Source organism: Pseudomonas sp. B34(2017) (genome assembly GCF_002112915.1).
Lineage (GTDB): Bacteria > Pseudomonadota > Gammaproteobacteria > Pseudomonadales > Pseudomonadaceae > Aquipseudomonas > Aquipseudomonas pharyngis.
On record NZ_NEJA01000009.1, the window covers coordinates 228,752 to 247,525 of the forward strand.

The following is an 18,774-nucleotide window of genomic DNA, read 5'->3' on the forward strand; positions in this document are numbered from 1 at the left end:
AAGGCAATAACGGATACGACACCGAACCTCCAAATTAGAAAAAAAACTGTTGAGCCTTGAGTAGGAGATAGCCTGTGGAACGCGAATACATGGAATTCGACGTGGTCATCGTCGGTGCCGGCCCCGCTGGCCTGTCCGCCGCCTGCCGTCTGAAGCAGAAGGCCGCCGAAGCCGGTAAGGAAATCAGCGTCTGCGTGGTCGAAAAAGGCTCCGAAGTCGGCGCACACATCCTGTCCGGTGCCGTATTCGAACCACGGGCCCTGAACGAACTGTTCCCGGACTGGAAAGAACTCGGCGCCCCGCTGAACACGCCCGTCACCCGCGATGACATCTTCGTGCTGAAAAACGCCGAAAGCGCGCAAAAAATCCCTGATTTCTTTGTGCCCAAGACCATGCACAACGAAGGCAACTACATTATTTCCCTCGGCAACCTGTGCCGCTGGCTCGCTCAGCAGGCCGAGAACCTGGGCGTGGAAATCTACCCGGGCTTCGCCGCTCAGGAAGCGCTGATCGATGAAAACGGCGTGGTACGCGGGATCATCACCGGCGACCTCGGTGTCGACCGCGAAGGTCATCCGAAAGAAGGCCTGTACACTCCGGGCATGGAACTGCGTGGCAAATACACGCTGTTCGCCGAAGGTTGCCGTGGCCATATCGGCAAGCAACTGATCAAGCGCTATAACCTGGACAGCGAAGCCGACGCCCAGCACTACGGCATCGGCCTGAAGGAAATCTGGGAAATCGACCCGGCCAAACACCAGCCAGGCCTGGTGGTCCACACCGCCGGTTGGCCGATGGACATCATGGGCACCGAGAACACCGGCGGCTCCTTCCTCTATCACCTGGAAAACAACCAGGTGGTGGTCGGTCTGATCGTCGATCTTTCCTACAGCAACACCTACCTGTCGCCGTTCGACGAATTCCAGCGCCTCAAGCATCACCCGGTGCTCAAGCAATATCTGGAAGGCGGCAAGCGCATCAGCTACGGCGCGCGCGCGATCTGCAAGGGTGGCCTGAACTCGCTGCCGAAAATGGTCTTCAAGGGCGGCGCGTTGATCGGTTGTGACCTTGGCACCCTGAACTTCGCCAAGATCAAGGGCAGCCACACCGCGATGAAGTCCGGCATGCTCGCCGCTGAATCCGTGGCTGACGCGCTGTTCGCAGAAAAGGACGGCACCGAAGAACTGACCACCTACGTCGACGCCTTCAAGAAGAGCTGGCTCTACGAGGAGCTGTTCGCCAGCCGCAACTTCGGCCCGGCGATCCACAAGTTCGGCGCCATCGTCGGCGGCGGTTTCAACTGGCTGGACCAGAACATCTTCGGCGGCAAACTGCCGTTCACCCTGCACGACACCAAGCCGGACTACGCCTGCCTCAAGCTCGCGGCCGACTGCAAGAAGATCGACTACCCGAAACCCGACGGCAAGATCAGCTTCGACAAGCTGAGCTCGGTGTTCATCTCCGGTACCAACCATGAAGAAGAACAACCGTGCCACCTGAAACTGACCGACCCGACCATCCCGCTGAGCAAGAACCTGCCGCTGTACGACGAACCTGCACAGCGCTATTGCCCGGCCGGTGTATATGAAGTGATCACCAAGGAAGACGGCGAGAAGCGCTTCCAGATCAACGCCCAGAACTGCGTGCACTGCAAGACCTGTGACATCAAGGACCCTTCGCAGAACATCACTTGGGTTGCGCCGGAAGGCGCCGGCGGTCCGACCTACCCGAACATGTAAGTCGATCCGCTGAACATCAAGGCTCCCTTTATGGGGGCCTTTTTGTTGCCCGCGATTTGTACAGGATCAAGCCGCGCGCTCATCCCCCGGACTGCGTTCGAAATAACGTTTGTACTCGCGGCTGAACTGCGACGTGCTCTGATACCCCACCCGATGCGCCACCTGCGCCACTCCCAGTCCTTCGGCGATCAACAACGTCTGCGCCTTCAACAAACGCAAACGCTTCAGATACTGCACCGGCGACAGCAACGTGCTGCGTTTGAAATGCTCATGAAAGGTCGACACGCTCATGTTCGCGCAACTGGCCAGCGTCTCGACGTTCAACGGTTCGGTGTAATGCGCATGCAGATGACTGATCGAAGCCGCGACCCGCGCGAACTGCCCCTGCTGCTCGACCAGCGCGCGCAGCACATCAGCCTGAGGTCCGCGCAACGCGACGAACAACAACTCCCGCACCCGCGCCGGGCCGAGAATCTGGCATTCCAGCGGATCGTGCAGACAACGTAGCAAGCGTTCGACACAACCACGCATGTCATCGTCGAGCACCACCGACGTCATCGACTCCGGTGTCTGCGCCGGAATATGCCGCCCCGGCGCCAGCCCCATGGCCAGCACCAGTTCGCCGAGCAGCACCCGGTCGATCGCCACCGATACGCCGAGCAACGGCGCGTCCGGCAACGCATAGGTCTCGCACTCGAACGGCACCGGCAAGGCCTGGATCAGGTAATGCCCGGCGCCGTACTCCATGGTGCGCGGCCCCAGATACGCCAGTTTGCTGCCCTGGGCGATGATCATCAGGCTCGGCTCATAAATGTGCGGGCCACGGGCGACGTCGCAACTGGCGCGCAACACCTGCACGCCCGGCAGCCCGGTCTGGCTGTAACCATCGCGCAGCGCCAGCGGTTCGATCAGCGAAACCAGGGTGGCGTTGGCATCAAGGTGACGGGTCAATTGCATCGGGTGGCTCTTCAAAAAAAATCACGAAAAAAGGGATGAAAGCATCATCGCAGATCCTTTTGCCAATGCGACCGATCAACCCCGCATGCCGGAGGATTAGGCATGACACCCGGAGGAATCGCCATGGCCGGACAAGCGTACGGCGCCCAGAATGCGCCGCCTCACTTGTCACTGCTTTTGCGAGGTTTCACATGTACACCGCCATCGGCTATGCCGCTCAAACGGCCACCACGCCCCTCGCCCCGATGAAGTTCGAACGCCGCAGCCCTCGGGCCGACGACGTCGCCATCGAAATCCTGTACTGCGGCGTCTGCCACTCCGACATCCACCAGGCGCGCAACGAATGGGGCATCGCCGTTTACCCGTTGATGCCCGGCCACGAGATCGTCGGAAAAGTCACCGCCGTTGGTGCGAATGTCACTAAACACAAGGTAGGCGATCTGGTTGGCGTCGGTTGCATGGTCGACTCCTGCCGCACCTGCGAAGCCTGCCAGTCGAACCTCGAGCAATACTGCCTCGAAGGCCCGACCATGACCTATGCCACCCCGGACCGGGTCGATGGAACAAACACCATGGGCGGTTATTCGGACAGCATCGTGGTCAGCGAACACTTCGTGGTGCGCATTCCCGAGAAGCTGAACCTGGCGGCCGCTGCACCGATTCTCTGCGCCGGCATCACCACCTACTCGCCGCTCAAGCACTACGGCGTGAAGGCCAGCGACAAGGTCGGGATTCTCGGCATGGGCGGCCTCGGCCACATGGGCATCAAGTTCGCCAAGGCCATGGGCGCCGAAGTGACGCTGTTCACCCGTTCGGCAAGCAAGGCCGAGGAAGGTCGTCGTCAGGGCGCCGATCACGTGATCGTCTCCACCGACGAAGAGCAGATGAAAGCCGCTGCCGGTCGTTTCGACTTCCTGCTCGACACGATTCCGGTGCAGCACGATCTGAATCCGTACCTCGACACCCTGCGCTTCGACGGTGTGCACATACTGGTGGGGCTGATCGAACCGATCGATCCGCCGGTCCACGCCGCCAAGTTGGTATTGGGTCGCCGGGTACTGGCCGGCTCGTTGATCGGTGGCGTTGCCGAAACCCAGGAAGTCCTGGATTTCTGCGCTGAGCACAACATCAGCTGCGACATCGAAATGCTCGACATCCGCCAGATCAACGAAGCCTACGCCCGCATGATCGCCGGTGATGTGAAGTATCGCTTCGTCATCGACATGGCGACTCTGAAGCTCTGATTCCTCAGACCTTCAAGCCAAGTTCTGCCGAGAGCCGGGCCGTGACCCCTTTGATCAGGGGAATCAGCTCGGCCATTTTTTCCAGCGGCATGTACGGCACGGTGCTGGCGATGCTGATCGCTGCGACGATGCGCTTGCTCGCGTCGCGGATCGGCGCCGCCACGCAGCGGATCGACGGTTCGTTGTCTTCCAGATCGAACGCGTAGCCGCCGGCCACGTACTCGGTCATCCGCTGCTCCATCTGCTCCCACGACTGCTGGGGATGCTGCGGCCAGAACTGACTTTTCCCACCCGCCGGCAGGCTGATGTCGTACAGGCGCTGCCAGTCCTGCGGCGCGTCATCCAGCATCAAGGCTTTGCCGATCCCGGTCCGCGCTAACGGCATGCGATGGCCGACCCGCGAACGCATTTCCGGACCGTTGCGCCCCGGATTCTTCAACAGGTACAGCACCTCGTCGCCTTCGCGAATCCCCAGGTGAACGGTGTCGCCGGTCAGCGCCGACAACTCGTCCAGATACGGCCCGGCCAGGGTCACCAGCGGCAATTCTTCACGCGCCTGAAAACCCAGTTCGATCAACTTCGGCCCCAGCAGATAACCGACTTGCGGCACGACGCGCAGGTAGCGCTCATCCACCAGACAACTGGCCAGACGATGGGTGGTGCTGCGCGTGGTACCGATCAGGCGGGCAATCTCTTTGAGATCACGGGCGCCACTGGCGACGGCCTGCACCACACCCAACCCGCGAAGCAGGGTCTGGGTGCCGGTCGGCGCGGCGTCCTTGGCGGTTTTTGGGGCGTCTTCCTGCATATCCAGCCTTTAGCGTTGAGCGAGGGAACGGGCGGCATTATGGTCGCCCGACATAGCCGACTACAACTTGATGCGCTCGACCTTGCCTACCAGCAGCACGTAGGACAAAGCACCGATCAATGCCAGAACCGCGATGTAGGTGATCGCCGGGGCGAACGAATCACCGCTGGCGAGGAAGCCGATGACAATCGGCGTGGCAATCGCCGACAGGTTGCCGATGAAGTTGAACACCCCGCCGGTCAAACCCAGCAATCGCGCCGGCGCCAGTGTCGAGACCAGCGACCAGGTAATCGACGCCAATCCGTTGCCGAAAAACGCCAGCGCCAGGAAGGCAATCACCAATGGTGTCGATTCGACGAAGTTGGCACCGATGATCGAGGTGGAAATCAGCAACCCGCCAATGATTGGCAACTTGCGCGCAAACCCGACGGTGCAGCCGCGACGGATCAGGAAGTCGGAAAAGAACCCGGAACACAGCACGCCGATGAACGCGGCGAGAAACGGCAGCGACGCCAGCAGACCGGACTTGATGAAGTCCATGCCGCGGTATTTCACCAGGTAGGTCGGGAACCACGTCAGGAAAAACCACAGCGTCGAGTTCAGGCAGAACTGGCCGAGGTAGATCCCCCACAGCTTGCGTTTGCTGAGGACAATGCCGAGATCGGTCCAGCTGAATTTCGCCTTCACCTCGGCGGTTTCGGCGGCGATGTCCACCAACCCGCCGCCCTCGCGGATCAGGTCGATTTCCGCTTCGTTGGCGCCTTTGAAATCACGCGGTTCGCGATACACCGCGTACCAGATCGCCGCCCAGATGATGCCCACCGCGCCGGTCGCGACAAATACCATGTGCCAGCCAAATTCATGTTGCAGCCACGCCAGCACCGGGGTCAGGAACGCCAGCCCGACAAACTGCCCGGAGGTGTAGAACCCGATGGCCGTGGCCCGCTCACGCTCGGGGAACCAGGTCGTCACCACGCGGCTGTTGATCGGGTACGCCGGCGCTTCCAGCGCACCGACCGCCATGCGCAGCACGAACAGCGCGATGAAACTGGCGGCGAAACCGAGCATCACCGTGGCCAGCGACCACAGCAACAGTGCGACGCTATAAAGGATGCGTGGCGGCACCCGGTCCACCAGCCAGCCGCCGGGGATCTGCATGGCGGCGTAGGTCCAGCCGAACGCCGAGAAGATCAGCCCGACGTGCACCGGATCGATGCCCAGATCCGTCGTCAGTGCAGGGGCGGCAATCGACAGGTTGCTGCGGTCGAGGTAGTTGATGACCACGGTGATGAACAGCAACACCATGATGAAAAATCGCTTGCGGCTGGGCGTGACTAACGTCGCTTGCCCGGTGAGGGTTTGCGGTGGCATGGGGAGCGCCTCTTCTTATGTTTATTGAGGTCGAGGGTTGTTGGCGAGATCGTTCCCACGCTCCGCGTGGGAATGCAGCCCGGGACGCTCTGCGTCCCAAGAGCGGACGCAGAGCGTCCATTGAGGCATTCCCACGCGGAGCGTGGGAACGATCGCTTAGAAGGAAATCAGCGACTCACCACTCGGCAAAACTGCCATCGGCATGACGCCAGATCGGGTTGCGCCAGCGGTGGCCGACCGCCGCGCGTTCGATCACGTATTCCTCGTTGATCTCGATCCCCAGGCCCGGGCCGTTGGGGATCTTCACGAAGCCTTTGTCGTAATCGAACACCCGTGGATCCTTCACATAGTCGAGCAGGTCATTGCTCTCGTTGTAATGGATGCCCAGGCTCTGCTCCTGGATAAACGCGTTGTAACAAGCGGCGTCCAGTTGCAGACACGCCGCCAGTGCAATCGGCCCCAGCGGGCAGTGCAGTGCCAGCGCCACGTCGTAGGCTTCGGCCATGTTGGCGATTTTGCGAGTCTCGGTGATGCCACCGGCGTGGGACGCATCCGGCTGGATGATGTCGACGTAACCTTCGCTCAACACACGTTTAAAGTCCCACCGCGAAAACAGCCGCTCGCCGAGGGCAATCGGGGTGCTGGTCAGCGGAGCCAGTTCCTTCAGCGCTTCATAGTTTTCGCTGAGCACCGGCTCTTCGATGAACATCAGTTTGTACGGGTCGAGTTCCTTCATCAGGACCTTGGCCATCGGTTTGTGCACCCGGCCATGGAAGTCGACACCGATGCCGACGTTCGGCCCCACCGCATCGCGCACGGCGGCAACGTTGGCCAGCGCCAGATCGACTTTTTCGAAGGTATCGAGAAACTGCAGCTCCTCGGTGCCGTTCATTTTCACCGCTGTAAAACCACGACCCACCGCTTCTTTCGCCGCCCGCGCAGTGTCCGCCGGACGGTCGCCGCCGATCCACGAATACACACGGATCTTGTCCCGCACCTGACCGCCGAGCAGATCGCTGACCGACACGCCCAGCGCCTTGCCCTTGATATCCCACAGCGCCTGATCGATGCCGGCCAGCGCGCTCATATGGATCGCGCCGCCCCGGTAGAAGCCGCCGCGGTACAGCACGGTCCAGATGTCTTCGATATTGCGTGGGTCTTTGCCGATCAGGTAGTCGGACAATTCCTCGACCGCTGCAGCAACCGTGTGGGCCCGGCCCTCGACCACGGGCTCGCCCCAACCGGTCACGCCCTCGTCGGTTTCGACTTTCAGGAAGCACCAGCGCGGCGGGACGATGAAGGTGGTGAGTTTGGTGATTTTCATCTGCTTGTCTCTCTTGTTAGATGCAGCGCACGCAGCGCCGGAAAAGTCTTAGTGAAGGGCTTTCCAGGCCGCCACGTAGGCCTTGGCATTGGCCGCCACTTGCTCAGTCGTCATGCCCGGCTTGAACAGCCCGGACCCGAGGCCGAAGCCTTTGACGCCAGCGTCGATGAACGCCTGCATGTTGTCCGGCGTGATGCCGCCGACCGGCGCCAGAATCGTCCCGACCGGCAACACCGCCAGCCAGGCTTTCACCACTGCCGGGCCCATCTGTTCGGCCGGGAACAGCTTGAGAATGTCCGCCCCCTCCTCCAGCGCCGCAAAGGCTTCGGTCGGCGTGGCGACGCCGGGCGACAGGTACAGCCCCGCCGCTTTCGCGGCCCGCAACACCTTGGCATCGCTGTGGGGCATGACGATGACCTGGCCGCCGGCCTCCTTCACCAATTCCACTTGTTCCGGGGTCAGCACCGTGCCGGCACCGATCAGGCAATCGGCGGGCAGGGTCTTACGCAGGATGCGAATGCTTTCGTACGGTGCGGGGGAATTGAGCGGTACTTCGATGACGCGAAATCCGGCCGCATACAGGACTTCTCCGACAGATGCGGCTTCCTGCGGATGCAGGCCGCGCAGGATCGCGATCAGACCGTTTTGCGCCAGTGCTTGCTTGAGCATGTCAGGCCTCCAGTCAGGGTTAACGGGATGAGGAATCGATCAGTCCGGCGGCGAGCGCCAGTTGCCACAGACCACGCTCGGTGGCTTGCTCGGCCAGGGTCACCCGGGCGAAACCGCAGGCGTCGAGGGCCCGGCTGTAACGGGCGCACAACTGCGCGTTGCCGATGAGGATGATCGAAGGAAGATGTTTGCTGTTGCGCCGGCGTCGTTGCACGGCGGCCAATGCTGTCAGCTCGTGGCCGATCAGCAGGCCGGACAGATAGTCCGGTTGCGCGGTGGCGCTGAGTTCGCCGGTCAGGCCCAGGCTCCGGGCGCTGAACAGGGTCGACAGCACGCCGATCTCGCCCTCCGCCGATAACGCCACCTGCACGCCGCGCTCGAAGGCATCGGCGTCGAACGTCGCGCTGTGCTGTTGGGTACGGCCGAGAATGCTGTGCTCGCTGAGCACGGCGAACACTTCGCCGGTCATGAAGGTGTCGAAGCGGGTGATGCAGCCATCGGCCACTTCCACCCATTTCGAATGACTGCCGGGCAGGCCGATCAGCAGATCATTGCCCGACTCGACCGGCAGCTTCTGCAGGACGCCGAGGACCTGGGTTTCCTCGCCGCGCATCACGTTCGGCAGCGTCGAGCGCTGAATCACACCCGGCACGATGTGCACATCGACACCGCGAAGACTGCGTACGGTTTGCAGGGATTTTCCGAGATCGGCGACGTTGGCCGGCGTATCGCGGTAGGACGCTTCGCGCCAGCCCTGGGCGCTGCCAACCATGCCGCAGGCAATCACCGGCAAGCCGGGTTGCGCGTCGAGCCAGTCGCCGCACGCCTCGTCGAACGCCAGTTCAAAACCCTCGGCGCATTCGCGACCGTTGATGACCCGTGGCGTCTTCGGCAACTGCATGATCCCGAACGACAGCGAACGCTGCGCCAGCACCTGCCCGCCCGCCGCGAGTTTGTAAGCACGTAGTGAGGTCGTCCCCCAATCGAGCGCGATCAATTGCGCCAGCATCGCTTCACCTGTTTTGTTATTGGCAGTGAGTGAGCTGGACTATAGACCTCTCAGGCTGGAAATCTCAATATGTAATTTTGCATCCCATATTTTGGGATTCGAATTCCTAAAAAATCGGACAGCTCGCTGAGCAGCAATCGCAGCCCGTTTAAAATTTATCGATCTCTCTTAATAGATCTGCCGTTGGAACCTTCATGTCCTCCGACAAATATATTTTATAGGAGTAGGAATTAATTCTGACCTTACAGACAATAGACTCTCGGCCCACTAATAAAGACCTCAATGCCTCACCCGCAATGATTTTTTCACTGGTATCGTTTTTTCTTTCGAAAAATAAAACATCCGCTCTGAATACCGGCCCGGCACTTGAAATTTCAGGCTCGATAAAACCCTCTCCATATCTACCCGCAGAGTGAGGTGCCGAAAAATCAAAATCGCCCTCAAAAGAGCACAGCAGCGTCTGGCTTATTCTTGATTTGAAAAGATTGACAACATCAACATCGGACGAGAAACGCACCTGATAAATGCCCCTATCCAAATAACGTTCAACACCAACGTATTGTAAATGAGCAATGGGCTTATCATGATTCATCGCACAGGAAGTGCAAAGCAAGAAAGCCATGCATAAAATTATATTACGCACATTTCCGTCCTTTAAAATGAGTAACAACAACCTGCATCAAAGCGTCTCTGGCCGATATCCCACTTTGCAGGGCTGATGTGTAGATAACCCAGGCATCGGCGTGATTCACATTCACTCGACCGTTCATATTGGGCCCATTTTTCATATCCCATTGCTCTCCAAAATCGGCTACGAGATCGGAAAAATTCCAGTCTTTGGCATCGGCTCTGACGTTAACCCAATATTCCGCCTTCGGCTTCGGCTCTTGACGGTAGATGTTAGAAACCCCCCACACGATTTTTCCTTCGCCAACCGGATCGAGTGTAACCAGACACGGAATTCGATACCCCTTATCAGTCAATACAGCTGACAGGTGCGCACCATTCCATCCGCCCAAGCTATGCCCAATGATATATACAGGCGTGGTCACATCAGTAATTTTCTCCAACACATTCTTTTTCAGATCATCATCACTAATAAAATAGTTATAACCAATATGGTGGGCGTCATAATTATCAGAACAAATACCCTCAGCCTCCATATCCCTGAAAAACACCTTCATGACGTCAGCAACGTTATTATTGGGGCCTGTGCCGTAATAACTTTCTTTATCACCCGCACCACCCACAAAAAACAGAACAATCTTTTTGGGAGTGATCGTGGCCTGCTTGACTGTTCCGTCCGTTTTGCAGGTCAGATCGTGGGTCACGACCAGTCTTTTACACCCTTTCAGAGCAGGATTTTCAGCGGTCATATATTCCTACTCCACGAACAGCTTGATCGACTCAGGCAAATGCGAACTCACCGTATGGGTGAAGCCCGCGTCATTGGTTACGCCGTGCTCCACGCTCCCATCAGCGCGTTGAATCGCGTAAGGGTGATTTGGCATAGGCTCACCAGTAATTTCGTTAATCACCTGCATCCGATCATTGAAATGCACCGGCATCGGCAGCAACCCACTAAACGCAGCCCCTCCCCCGCTCTGGCCAATAATCACCGTCCCCGACCCACCGACCACGACATTGCCATGTCCACCGGTGCTGTCGAGCATCGCCGCATTCAGGCCGTTGATGAAGACCGTGGCGGAAACACCGCCGGTAATCGGGCTGCCGCACGCCGATTTATCGGTCATGCGCGCAGCGGGGAGTCCGTCGAAGAACACGTCCGGCGAACCAGAGACGATCGGGTTGTTGCCGTGGCCCGGCAGTGGGCAGGCGGTTGGGTCGGTGACGCGTGCAGCGGGTTTACCACTCAATTCAAAGCTCCTTGCTTCAGAGGTTTCGGATGAGGCTGATAGAGGTCGACGTCGGTCGCGGCGAAACGCCAGCGGTTGTCGACCGAATCAAACAGCGCGTGACAATGCTCGCGGCTGTTCGGGGGGGTGAGGGTTTGCAGTTGTTGCCAGGCTTCGTCGGCAAACCAGTTCAACTCGGCAGTTGTGGCGTCATCGAGTTGGTTGAGCCAGGTGTTGTAGCCGGTCAGTCGATGCTGGTCGTAGGTGGTTTGCAGCAGCTCGGCCATTTGCGGGCCGAAATCCAGATAGCGCTCGGCTGTCCAGCGGCCGGTTTCCGAATAGACATACCAGCCCATCGGCGACAGCACGCCTTGGTGGAAAATCGATTGCCCCGCAGGCGCGACAAAACCGCAGCATACGTGCAGGGTCAGCCAGCCTTGATGGGCATCGATGAATCCGTTCGGATCGAACGTGCGCAGCGGTATCACCCGGTAGTTTTCGTAGCCCGCACTGCGTGTCATCAGCTCGGCATCGAGGCGCGAGACAAACGCACGGATGGCTGTGCCCCCCAAGCGGTTGACGGTGCAGAGGATGTCCACCGGTTGGCGGTTCGGGTTGTCGCTTGAGCCGAGGTTTTTGATCAGGCCATACAGGCGGATCGACGCCCGTAGTCCGCTCATCGCCGGTCACTCGTTGACGCAGCGAAGGCTCCACGGGCGTGGAGAAAGAGTGCCAGAGGCATTGCAGGTGTCGTCCGTGAGCGCGCAAAAATGGCGCGTAGAATGCCGGACCAGAGCGGTTTGGACAATCGAATCAGCAATCAGATTGCCACTATTTGTTCAGCCCTCGGCAAACTCGCGCAACACCTTGCCATCCATGCGATACCTCACCCACTCTTCCTGCGGCTGTGCGCCGAGGGATTTGTAGAATTCGATGGCCGGGGTGTTCCAGTCCAGCACGCTCCATTCGAAGCGGCCGCAGTCGTTGGCGCAGGCGATTTTCGCGAGGTGGCGCAGCAGGGTTTTACCGGCGCCACCGCCCCGTTGTTCCGGGGTGATGTAGAGGTCTTCGAGGTACAGGCAGTTGCTGCCCAGCCAGGTCGAATAGCTGAAGAAGAACACCGCAAAACCGATTGGCAAGCCGTCGCGCAGGCAAATCAGGCCATGGGCCGTGGCGCCTTCGCTGAACAGGCTGCGCTCGATGTCGGCGACGCTGGCGATGACTTCGTGACGGGCCTTTTCGAAGTCTGCCAATTCGGTGATGAACGCGAGGATTTGCGGTGCATCGCTGGGGGTCGCCGGGCGGATTTCGATCGTCATGGACGGGCCTTGTCGGAAAAAGGAAAACGCCATACTAAGGCGGCGCGCGGCGCTCGTCACATGGCAAAGCAAACACTACCCTCCCACAGGGATTTCTGACTGGTCTGAAGGATATTCATGAACGCATTCGAACCACTGGCCTCACTCGCCGGCGAACTGCTGCCCCACGCGCTGGAACCGTGGGAAGACGGCGCTCATGATCTGTCGCATCTGCAACGGGTCTGGCACAACGCGCGCACCTTGCAGGCCGACGAAGGCGGCGACCTTGAAGTGCTGCTCGCGGCCGTGCTGCTGCACGATTGTGTGGCGGTGGAAAAGAACTCGCCGCTGCGCTCACAGGCATCGCGTCTGGCAGCGGAAAAAGCCTCGAAGGTGCTGGCGGACATGCATTGGCCCGAAGCCAAAATCCACGCCGTCACCCACGCCATCGAGGCCCACAGCTTTTCCGCCAACATCACCCCGCTTACCCTCGAAGCGCGACTGATGCACGACGCCGACCGTCTCGATTCCCTCGGCATGCTCGGCGTCGCCCGCACCTTTTACACCGCCGGACGCATGGGCAGCGCGCTGTACGACCCGCAAGATCCCGAGGCCCGGGAAAGGGACTACGACGACAAGAGATTCTGCCTCGACCATTTCCAGACCAAACTGCTGCACCTTGCCGACGGTTTCCACACCGCTGCCGGCCAACGTCTGGCACAGCTCCGTCATCAACGCCTGAAAGGTTTCATGGAGCAATTCAAGGAAGAGATCGGCCTCGAAAGCACTCAGCCCTTCTGAACCGTTCGTCGATCATCAGGCACCAATCTTTCACGAGGACAGACCAAAAGGAGGTAAGGATTTCAATCACTGGAGACACTCTATGATCTCGTCAAGGTTGACTGCGCTCGTATTCGCTACCCTCCTCAGCCCGGCGGTATTCGCCGCCTCGACTACCGCTGCCGGTACCGGGCCGACCGATCCGGTTACCCAGCCAAGAGCCCCCGCCATCAACAGTGCCCCCGGTATGAATACCGACGGTTCGGGTGTACCGCTGATCAATCAGCCACCCGCGACGGGAACCGATCCTCGCACCCAGGGCAGCGATCCCGGTCGCCAGGGCGGCATGAACACCCCCGACGCTCCGGCCGCCCCCGACAACGCCGGTCCCGGCGTCGGCTCGAAAACCACCACGGGTGGTTCGGGCTCTGAAGGCGCAGGACAGTGATCCGTGCTTCATCCACGCAACGTGTCTTATCCACTTCCCTGAAGAGGTAACCATGAACGTCGATAAAAACCTGGAAAAAGAAGTCCTCACCCGCCTGTTGCATGCCCACCCGAGCGGCCTCGGCAAAGAGGTTCTGGACAATTATCGCGGCGAGAAAGTCGTGGCCAGTGCCCTCGCCGCCCTGCAGGAGCGTGGACTGATTCACCACGGACACATCACTTGCAATGAAGCGGGAGAGCATTCGCTGAATCTGCCGATCAAGCTCAGCGCTGCGGGTGTGGAAGCGGCGCGTAAACTCGATACCTGACGCTTGCGGTCACTGGCGCAGGCAGTGGTTGAATGCGCCGCCTGCGCCAGACCTCATGCAGAGATTCATCCAGCCACCAGGAGACTCGCCATGCCTCGTGGAAGCAAAGCCAAATACACTGAAGAACAGAAGCGCAAAGCCGAACACATCGAAGACAGCTATCAGAACAAAGGGATGTCCAAGGACGAAGCCGAGGCCCGCGCTTGGGCGACAGTGAACAAACAGTCCGGCGGCGGCGAGAAGGCCGGAGGTTCCGGGCGTCGGAAACCGGCCAGCGCCAAGGCCGAGGATCGCAAGGAATCAGCGCGGCGCGCGGCGGTGAGTCGTGAGGGACATTCGCGCGACAGCAAGGCTTCACGCGAAGTGCAGACGGTCGACAGCCTGCGCAAGGAGGCCCGGGAGCGGAAAATCCCCGGGCGTTCGTCGATGCGTAAAGATGAGTTGATTGCGGCGTTGCGCAGAGCCGGCTAGGTCCAGACTGGATGTAACGGCTGAAGGCCTTATCGCTGGCAAGCCAGCGAGTGCGATCGTTCAGTCAGTGCATTTTTTGCTGATCAGCAAATCAACCTCGGCAGTGCCAGGAGCGGTCGCCGGGCCCCAGCGAGTGACCGCTAACGCAGCCGCAGCGTTGGCGCGCCTTGCGGCTTCGTGAGCGGCCAGTCCTTGCGCCAGCCCGGCGACGAATACGCCGGCATGCGCATCGCCCGCGCCGTTGCTGTCCACTGCCTGCACTTTGAAACCCGGCACATGCTGACGTTCACCGCGCTGATGAATCCAGCAACCCTGCGGACCGTCGCGCACGACCATCAGCACCTCCGGCGGCAGGTGCACGGCCAAGCGGTCCAGCGCGGTTTCGATGTCCGCCGCGCCAGTGAAACGCAGCGCCTCGACGCTGTTGCTGGTCCACACATCGATGCGCGGCAGCAACGCCTGCATCATCGGTGAGTCCGGCGATTCCACCAGCGGGCCCGGATCGAACACCACATTGATCGTCTTCGGCAGCGCCAGCGTCCAGTCCAGCAACGCCTGGGCCTTGCCGCTGTGCAGCAGGCTGTAGCCGCTGACGTAGACGTAGTCCCCCGCCTCGGCGGCAACGCTGTTCAGTTCCGCCGCCGTGACTTCACCTTCGGCGCCGATGTAGGAAATGAAACTGCGCTCGGCCGACGCATCGGTCAGCGCCACGCAGATGCCGGTGTCGCGTTCTGCAGGCTGTTCGATGCCGATACGGATGCCTTCGGCATTCATCGCCTGCCGCGCCAGATCACCGAAACGACCATTGCCGTGGCGACCCAGATAGACCACCGGCAAGCCGTTGCGCGCGGCGGCAGCCATCACATTGAAGCCGCCGCCGGCTTCGAAACTGGCGGACTGCGCCAGCACGTCGCCGCCGATCTGCGGCAGCGCATCCACGGCCATGACCAGGTCGATGATGACCTGGCCGGTGTGCAACATCTTAGGCATGAGCATTCTCGGATTGCGCAGCGCGGCGATCTCTTGCCCCGCCGAGTACAAAGTAAATGCCGCCGGCGACCACGAACGTCACGATCCAACCGAGGCCGTTGTGGCCCAGCCAGGAGTCGGACAGGAAACCCTTGAACCAGACATTTTCAGCCGTGGTGCCGATGGTGGTGAAACTGAAGCCCAGCACGATGGCGATCGCCCACGCGCCGAATGCGCGCCACTCGATGCCGCCGCTGTACCAGTAGGCGCTGCTCGGGCTGACGTCGAGCAGGTCTTTCGGGCTGTAGTAGTGACGGTGAATCAGGTCGACCACGAAGATCCCGACCCACGCAGTGATCGGCACTGCCAGCAGGGAAATGAAGGTAATGAACGGGCCGTAGAAACTGTCGGCGATCAGCATGAAGTAGATCGAACCGGCGAAGATCGCCACGATGTCGACCACCACCGCGTACACGCGCTTGACCTTCAGGCCGAGGGTCAGCGTGGTCAGACCGGCGGAGTACACCGACAGGTTGTTCGACAGCAGCAGGCCACCGAATGCAGTGATCAGGTACGGCACGGCCATCCAGGTCGGCAGCATGTCGCGGATCGCCACGATCGGATCAGTCGCCGATGCCAGGTCGTTGTTGCCCACCGAGAGCAGGCCGCCGAGGGTGATCAGCAGCACCAGCGGAATTCCCGCGCCGAACGCCGCCGAAGCCACCAGACGCACGGCTTTGACGCTGCGATGCTGATAGCGCGACATGTCGGCGCCGGCATTCGCCCAGCCGATCCCGGTGCCGGCGGCCATGGTGCCGATGCCGATGATCATCGCGCTGATCGGCGCCGGCGTGGCGTTGAACACCGCGCTCCAGTCGATGGTCGCGCAGAGGAAGCCGCCGACCAGAATGTTCAGCGCGCCGAACACGTAGGTGGCCCACTTCTGGATCACCAGCAACGTGGCGTGGCCGAGGCCGGATACCGACAAGGTCAGCAGCACGAAAATTGCGATGAAGATCAGGGTCAGCACCGGCGCGCTTTTGGCTTCCACCGGCGAGCCGAACAGGATCGAGCACAACGACAGCAGCACAAACGCCGCCGTGGTGGTGTTGACGGTTTCCCAGCCCAGGCGCGACATCAGCGACACCAGCGTCGGGCCGATATTGCCGCGTACACCGAAGATTGCCCGCGACAAAGTCAGACTCGGCGCACGACCGCGACGGCCAGCAATCGAGATGATCCCCACCACCGCGAACGAACCGGCAGCGCCGAGAATGGCGACGATGATTGCCTGCCAGATCGCCAGGCCGCGAAACGCCACCAGCGTGGCGCCCAGCGGCAGGCCGAGGATGGAAATGTTGGCAGCAAACCAGACCCAGAACAGTTGCAGCGGATGGCCGTTGCACTCACCTTCCGGCACCGGTTCGATGCCCCGGGTTTCCAGTTGCCCGGCGCTTTGTCCGGCGGTCGATGAACTCATGAGAAATGCTCCTGTTTGCCTTTATTGTGATTGTGGCAATGACGCAGAACGAAAAGACATCCCGCCCTTCCTGGGCCTGTCTGCGCGATCCATTGCGGGTGAATATTCAGGGTTTGCGATGGCGTCAGTTCAATCAGCGCAAGGCCAACAGCCCTGTCACCAACGGTTCCAGCTCCAGACCATTGACGGCCTTCACCGTCTCGATCATCGGCGCCGGCCAGCTCTGCAGGCCCAGGCAGGCCCCGAGCATGGCACCGAGAATCGCGGCGATGGTGTCGGTGTCGCCACCCAGGCTCGCGGCCATGCACAGCGCATCGAACGGCGTCATTTCACCGACCGCGACTTGCTGCGCGAGGGCGAATGACACCACTACCGACTCCTGCGAGGCCACCGAGGTGCCGATCACGTCGTACAGCAGATCCGCGAGCAACACCGGGTCGCTCTCGACACTGATGCTGCGCGCCCAACTGATCCGCGAGGCGATGCGCCCGCCGGCCACCCAGTGCCCGTGAGACTCCGCTTGCTGGGCGATTTGCTGGCCGAGGTTCAGCGCCTCACCCAGATCCAGACCGTTGATGCCGGCCGAGACCACCGCCGCCACCGCCGCCGCGCTGGAAATCCCCAGCGTGGTGTTGTGAGTGACCTGACAGGCCTGCACCACCGCCGCAATGAAGCGCCCGGGGTCGGCGACATCCGCCGCGATGCCCACCGGGGTGATGCGCATCGCGGCGCCGTTGGTGGTGCCGTAGCGCCCGGCCTCTTCCGGCGAGTGGCCGGCGAGAATCATTTCAATCGCACGCTTGGTCGACGGGCCGAGCAAGTCCTGCGAACCCTTGGCCTGCATCTCGGCTTCCCATTCGATCAGCCGTTGCGCGAGCACCGCCGGTTCGATCCGGCCCTTGCCTGCGACCAGTAACTCGCCGACCAGAATCGCCTGTTCGGTGTCATCGGTGATCGAGCCCTTGGGCATGTTCGCGGCAATCGGCTGCAAGGGGCCGGCGTCTTGCAGATCGGTGATCTGGCCGAAGCGCTGCTTGATGGTTTCGCGGTTCAGGGATTGGGTCGGCATGCCCAGCGCGTCGCCCAGGGCCAGGCCATAAAACGCGCCCAAGGCACGGTCGAGGGCGGTCATTTCGATTCTCCAAATTGCAGGTGCAGACGGAAATGCACCGGGTCGAGCAGGCTTTCGACCTGTTCCATGAAACGGTTTTGCCGGTCGTAGGTGGTGCGCAATGCCTTGAGGAACACCGTGCCCTCCGGACGGCCGAGCAGTTCGGCGTCCAAGGCTTTGAGCGGTTCGGCACCGATCCACTGATCGCCGCGCTCGCCGATGTAACCGTAGGCGGCCAGGGTGATGGTCAGGGAGTTGTCGATCAGGCCGACCCGCGGCAGGCTTTCCAGGCCTCCGCTGGCGGGCATCAGAGAGCGTTCAAGGGACACCGCCGTGCCATCGTTGGAACGGCGGCGACGTTCGAGAAGAATGAATTGATCGGAGCCGAAACGTGCAAGCAGATCCGCACGGGTCACGGCCTCCAGACGCAGCACGTCGGTATTGATCATCGCCCCGCTGTCAGCCAGGGCCTGGGCCCAGCCGCTGCGCTGGTCGAGCACTACCCCGTCAAACGTGACGATGGAACCGACTCCGCTTTGCGTAGCGATGTATTTGCGCCGTTTCAGTTCGGCCAGCGCTTCGCGCAACGTGCCACGGCTGACGTTGAATTCCTGAGCCAACTGATGCTCGCCGGGCAACAGAAAGCCGTCCTCCATGAGGCCGCTTTCGATGCGTCGGACGAGCTCGTCGACCACCCGTTGTTTCTTGTCAAATCGTACCTGTCTAATCATGTACAAAGTGATAACCGAAACGGGTTGAGACGGGCAAGGGAAATTTTGGGTGGGGTGACGGAAGGCGGGAAGATCAAGAGCGCCCTCATCGGAACGCCGCCCGTGTAGAGACCGGTACATCCTTTACACATTAGACCGGGGACATCGTTTACACCTTTTACAGGCTTGATACGCGGTTGGCACCGCGCTCAAGCCTGCCTAA

The 18,774-nt window shown here is 60.7% G+C and carries 21 protein-coding genes; 6 read left to right on the forward strand and 15 right to left on the reverse strand.

Going from position 1 to position 18,774, the window contains the following annotated elements; all coding sequences use genetic code 11:
* Positions 1 to 74 precede the first annotated feature (74 nt).
* A complete protein-coding gene (locus tag CAF80_RS26720) occupies positions 75 to 1,739 on the forward strand; it encodes an electron transfer flavoprotein-ubiquinone oxidoreductase (protein WP_039770620.1) in 1,665 nt (554 codons plus the stop codon).
* Positions 1,740 to 1,805: 66 nt separating this feature from the next.
* On the opposite strand, the gene CAF80_RS26725 is transcribed toward CAF80_RS26720, so the two are convergent.
* Complete coding sequence (locus tag CAF80_RS26725; protein WP_011335404.1) at positions 1,806 to 2,696, reverse strand: AraC family transcriptional regulator; 891 nt, start codon at positions 2,694 to 2,696, stop codon at positions 1,806 to 1,808.
* Between the two features lie 191 nt (positions 2,697 to 2,887).
* Here CAF80_RS26725 and CAF80_RS26730 point away from each other — a divergent pair, with 191 nt between their 5' ends.
* Positions 2,888 to 3,940 (forward strand): NAD(P)-dependent alcohol dehydrogenase, encoded by a 1,053-nt coding sequence (locus CAF80_RS26730; RefSeq protein WP_085668116.1) that lies wholly within the window; start codon positions 2,888 to 2,890, stop codon positions 3,938 to 3,940.
* Positions 3,941 to 3,944: 4 nt separating this feature from the next.
* On the opposite strand, the gene CAF80_RS26735 is transcribed toward CAF80_RS26730, so the two are convergent.
* The 10 genes from CAF80_RS26735 to CAF80_RS26780 all read right to left on the reverse strand — a co-directional run bounded on the left by CAF80_RS26735 (position 3,945) and on the right by CAF80_RS26780 (position 12,296).
* On the reverse strand, positions 3,945 to 4,748 hold the full coding sequence (locus tag CAF80_RS26735; RefSeq protein ID WP_039770626.1) for an IclR family transcriptional regulator: 804 nt from the start codon (positions 4,746 to 4,748) through the stop codon (positions 3,945 to 3,947).
* Between the two features lie 60 nt (positions 4,749 to 4,808).
* Positions 4,809 to 6,119, reverse strand: coding sequence for an MFS transporter (locus CAF80_RS26740; protein WP_039770627.1), 1,311 nt, complete (start codon positions 6,117 to 6,119; stop codon positions 4,809 to 4,811).
* A 175-nt stretch (positions 6,120 to 6,294) separates the two neighbouring features.
* Positions 6,295 to 7,443, reverse strand: a complete 1,149-nt coding sequence (gene dgoD, locus CAF80_RS26745) for a galactonate dehydratase (protein ID WP_007950849.1) — start codon at positions 7,441 to 7,443, stop codon at positions 6,295 to 6,297.
* A 48-nt stretch (positions 7,444 to 7,491) separates the two neighbouring features.
* The gene (locus CAF80_RS26750) at positions 7,492 to 8,112 is read right to left on the reverse strand and encodes a 2-dehydro-3-deoxy-6-phosphogalactonate aldolase (protein ID WP_085668115.1); all 621 of its coding nucleotides are present in this window, start codon (positions 8,110 to 8,112) and stop codon (positions 7,492 to 7,494) included.
* A gap of 19 nt (positions 8,113 to 8,131) precedes the next feature.
* Positions 8,132 to 9,121 carry a 2-dehydro-3-deoxygalactonokinase gene (locus tag CAF80_RS26755; RefSeq protein ID WP_085668114.1) on the reverse strand — a complete coding sequence of 330 codons (990 nt, stop codon included), beginning with the start codon at positions 9,119 to 9,121 and terminating at the stop codon, positions 8,132 to 8,134.
* 148 nt (positions 9,122 to 9,269) lie between these two features.
* Positions 9,270 to 9,764 (reverse strand): hypothetical protein, encoded by a 495-nt coding sequence (locus CAF80_RS26760; RefSeq protein WP_074688079.1) that lies wholly within the window; start codon positions 9,762 to 9,764, stop codon positions 9,270 to 9,272.
* On the reverse strand, positions 9,757 to 10,497 hold the full coding sequence (locus tag CAF80_RS26765; RefSeq protein WP_074688081.1) for an alpha/beta fold hydrolase: 741 nt from the start codon (positions 10,495 to 10,497) through the stop codon (positions 9,757 to 9,759). Before CAF80_RS26765 ends, CAF80_RS26760 begins: the two co-directional genes overlap by 8 nt.
* Before the next feature lie 6 nt (positions 10,498 to 10,503).
* Positions 10,504 to 10,998, reverse strand: a complete 495-nt coding sequence (locus CAF80_RS26770; RefSeq protein WP_074688083.1) for a PAAR domain-containing protein — start codon at positions 10,996 to 10,998, stop codon at positions 10,504 to 10,506.
* Positions 10,995 to 11,657, reverse strand: a complete 663-nt coding sequence (locus CAF80_RS26775; RefSeq protein WP_074688085.1) for a hypothetical protein — start codon at positions 11,655 to 11,657, stop codon at positions 10,995 to 10,997. Before CAF80_RS26775 ends, CAF80_RS26770 begins: the two co-directional genes overlap by 4 nt.
* A 159-nt stretch (positions 11,658 to 11,816) precedes the next feature.
* Positions 11,817 to 12,296 carry a GNAT family N-acetyltransferase gene (locus CAF80_RS26780; protein WP_041475599.1) on the reverse strand — a complete coding sequence of 160 codons (480 nt, stop codon included), beginning with the start codon at positions 12,294 to 12,296 and terminating at the stop codon, positions 11,817 to 11,819.
* A 117-nt stretch (positions 12,297 to 12,413) separates the two neighbouring features.
* Between CAF80_RS26780 and CAF80_RS26785 the strand changes: the two genes are divergently transcribed.
* The 4 genes from CAF80_RS26785 (at position 12,414) to CAF80_RS26800 (ending at position 14,281) form a co-directional block, all read left to right on the forward strand.
* Positions 12,414 to 13,076, forward strand: coding sequence for an HD domain-containing protein (locus CAF80_RS26785; protein WP_134333503.1), 663 nt, complete (start codon positions 12,414 to 12,416; stop codon positions 13,074 to 13,076).
* Between the two features lie 82 nt (positions 13,077 to 13,158).
* Positions 13,159 to 13,503: a hypothetical protein gene (locus CAF80_RS26790; protein ID WP_039770633.1), complete on the forward strand. Its 345-nt coding sequence runs from the start codon at positions 13,159 to 13,161 to the stop codon at positions 13,501 to 13,503.
* A 52-nt stretch (positions 13,504 to 13,555) separates the two neighbouring features.
* Positions 13,556 to 13,810, forward strand: a complete 255-nt coding sequence (locus CAF80_RS26795) for a hypothetical protein (protein WP_011335416.1) — start codon at positions 13,556 to 13,558, stop codon at positions 13,808 to 13,810.
* A 90-nt stretch (positions 13,811 to 13,900) separates the two neighbouring features.
* Positions 13,901 to 14,281, forward strand: a complete 381-nt coding sequence (locus CAF80_RS26800) for a Rho termination factor N-terminal domain-containing protein (RefSeq protein WP_074688089.1) — start codon at positions 13,901 to 13,903, stop codon at positions 14,279 to 14,281.
* Between the two features lie 60 nt (positions 14,282 to 14,341).
* Here CAF80_RS26800 and CAF80_RS26805 read toward each other — a convergent pair whose 3' ends face one another.
* From CAF80_RS26805 to CAF80_RS26820, 4 genes are all read right to left on the reverse strand, one after another.
* Positions 14,342 to 15,271, reverse strand: a complete 930-nt coding sequence (locus tag CAF80_RS26805) for a PfkB family carbohydrate kinase (RefSeq protein WP_085668153.1) — start codon at positions 15,269 to 15,271, stop codon at positions 14,342 to 14,344.
* Positions 15,264 to 16,730: a cytosine permease gene (locus CAF80_RS26810; RefSeq protein ID WP_074688091.1), complete on the reverse strand. Its 1,467-nt coding sequence runs from the start codon at positions 16,728 to 16,730 to the stop codon at positions 15,264 to 15,266. Before CAF80_RS26810 ends, CAF80_RS26805 begins: the two co-directional genes overlap by 8 nt.
* A gap of 133 nt (positions 16,731 to 16,863) precedes the next feature.
* On the reverse strand, positions 16,864 to 17,862 hold the full coding sequence (locus tag CAF80_RS26815) for an ADP-ribosylglycohydrolase family protein (RefSeq protein ID WP_074688093.1): 999 nt from the start codon (positions 17,860 to 17,862) through the stop codon (positions 16,864 to 16,866).
* The gene (locus CAF80_RS26820; protein WP_074688095.1) at positions 17,859 to 18,572 is read right to left on the reverse strand and encodes a GntR family transcriptional regulator; all 714 of its coding nucleotides are present in this window, start codon (positions 18,570 to 18,572) and stop codon (positions 17,859 to 17,861) included. The genes CAF80_RS26815 and CAF80_RS26820 overlap by 4 nt, the downstream gene beginning before the upstream one ends.
* Positions 18,573 to 18,774 lie beyond the last annotated feature (202 nt).

What these genes read in the sequence shown, in the direction of transcription:
- CAF80_RS26805 (WP_085668153.1), bottom strand. Translation starts at nt 15,271, where the DNA reads ATGCCTAAGATGTTGCACACCGGCCAGGTCATCATCGACCTGGTCATG.
- CAF80_RS26780 (WP_041475599.1), bottom strand. Translation starts at nt 12,296, where the DNA reads ATGACGATCGAAATCCGCCCGGCGACCCCCAGCGATGCACCGCAAATC.
- CAF80_RS26725 (WP_011335404.1), bottom strand. Translation starts at nt 2,696, where the DNA reads ATGCAATTGACCCGTCACCTTGATGCCAACGCCACCCTGGTTTCGCTG.
- CAF80_RS26755 (WP_085668114.1), bottom strand. Translation starts at nt 9,121, where the DNA reads ATGCTGGCGCAATTGATCGCGCTCGATTGGGGGACGACCTCACTACGT.
- CAF80_RS26735 (WP_039770626.1), bottom strand. Translation starts at nt 4,748, where the DNA reads ATGCAGGAAGACGCCCCAAAAACCGCCAAGGACGCCGCGCCGACCGGC.
- CAF80_RS26750 (WP_085668115.1), bottom strand. Translation starts at nt 8,112, where the DNA reads ATGCTCAAGCAAGCACTGGCGCAAAACGGTCTGATCGCGATCCTGCGC.
- CAF80_RS26820 (WP_074688095.1), bottom strand. Translation starts at nt 18,572, where the DNA reads ATGATTAGACAGGTACGATTTGACAAGAAACAACGGGTGGTCGACGAG.
- CAF80_RS26775 (WP_074688085.1), bottom strand. Translation starts at nt 11,657, where the DNA reads ATGAGCGGACTACGGGCGTCGATCCGCCTGTATGGCCTGATCAAAAAC.
- CAF80_RS26810 (WP_074688091.1), bottom strand. Translation starts at nt 16,730, where the DNA reads ATGAGTTCATCGACCGCCGGACAAAGCGCCGGGCAACTGGAAACCCGG.
- CAF80_RS26740 (WP_039770627.1), bottom strand. Translation starts at nt 6,119, where the DNA reads ATGCCACCGCAAACCCTCACCGGGCAAGCGACGTTAGTCACGCCCAGC.
- CAF80_RS26790 (WP_039770633.1), top strand. Translation starts at nt 13,159, where the DNA reads ATGATCTCGTCAAGGTTGACTGCGCTCGTATTCGCTACCCTCCTCAGC.
- CAF80_RS26795 (WP_011335416.1), top strand. Translation starts at nt 13,556, where the DNA reads ATGAACGTCGATAAAAACCTGGAAAAAGAAGTCCTCACCCGCCTGTTG.
- CAF80_RS26730 (WP_085668116.1), top strand. Translation starts at nt 2,888, where the DNA reads ATGTACACCGCCATCGGCTATGCCGCTCAAACGGCCACCACGCCCCTC.
- CAF80_RS26815 (WP_074688093.1), bottom strand. Translation starts at nt 17,862, where the DNA reads ATGACCGCCCTCGACCGTGCCTTGGGCGCGTTTTATGGCCTGGCCCTG.
- CAF80_RS26765 (WP_074688081.1), bottom strand. Translation starts at nt 10,497, where the DNA reads ATGACCGCTGAAAATCCTGCTCTGAAAGGGTGTAAAAGACTGGTCGTG.
- dgoD (WP_007950849.1), bottom strand. Translation starts at nt 7,443, where the DNA reads ATGAAAATCACCAAACTCACCACCTTCATCGTCCCGCCGCGCTGGTGC.
- CAF80_RS26800 (WP_074688089.1), top strand. Translation starts at nt 13,901, where the DNA reads ATGCCTCGTGGAAGCAAAGCCAAATACACTGAAGAACAGAAGCGCAAA.
- CAF80_RS26785 (WP_134333503.1), top strand. Translation starts at nt 12,414, where the DNA reads ATGAACGCATTCGAACCACTGGCCTCACTCGCCGGCGAACTGCTGCCC.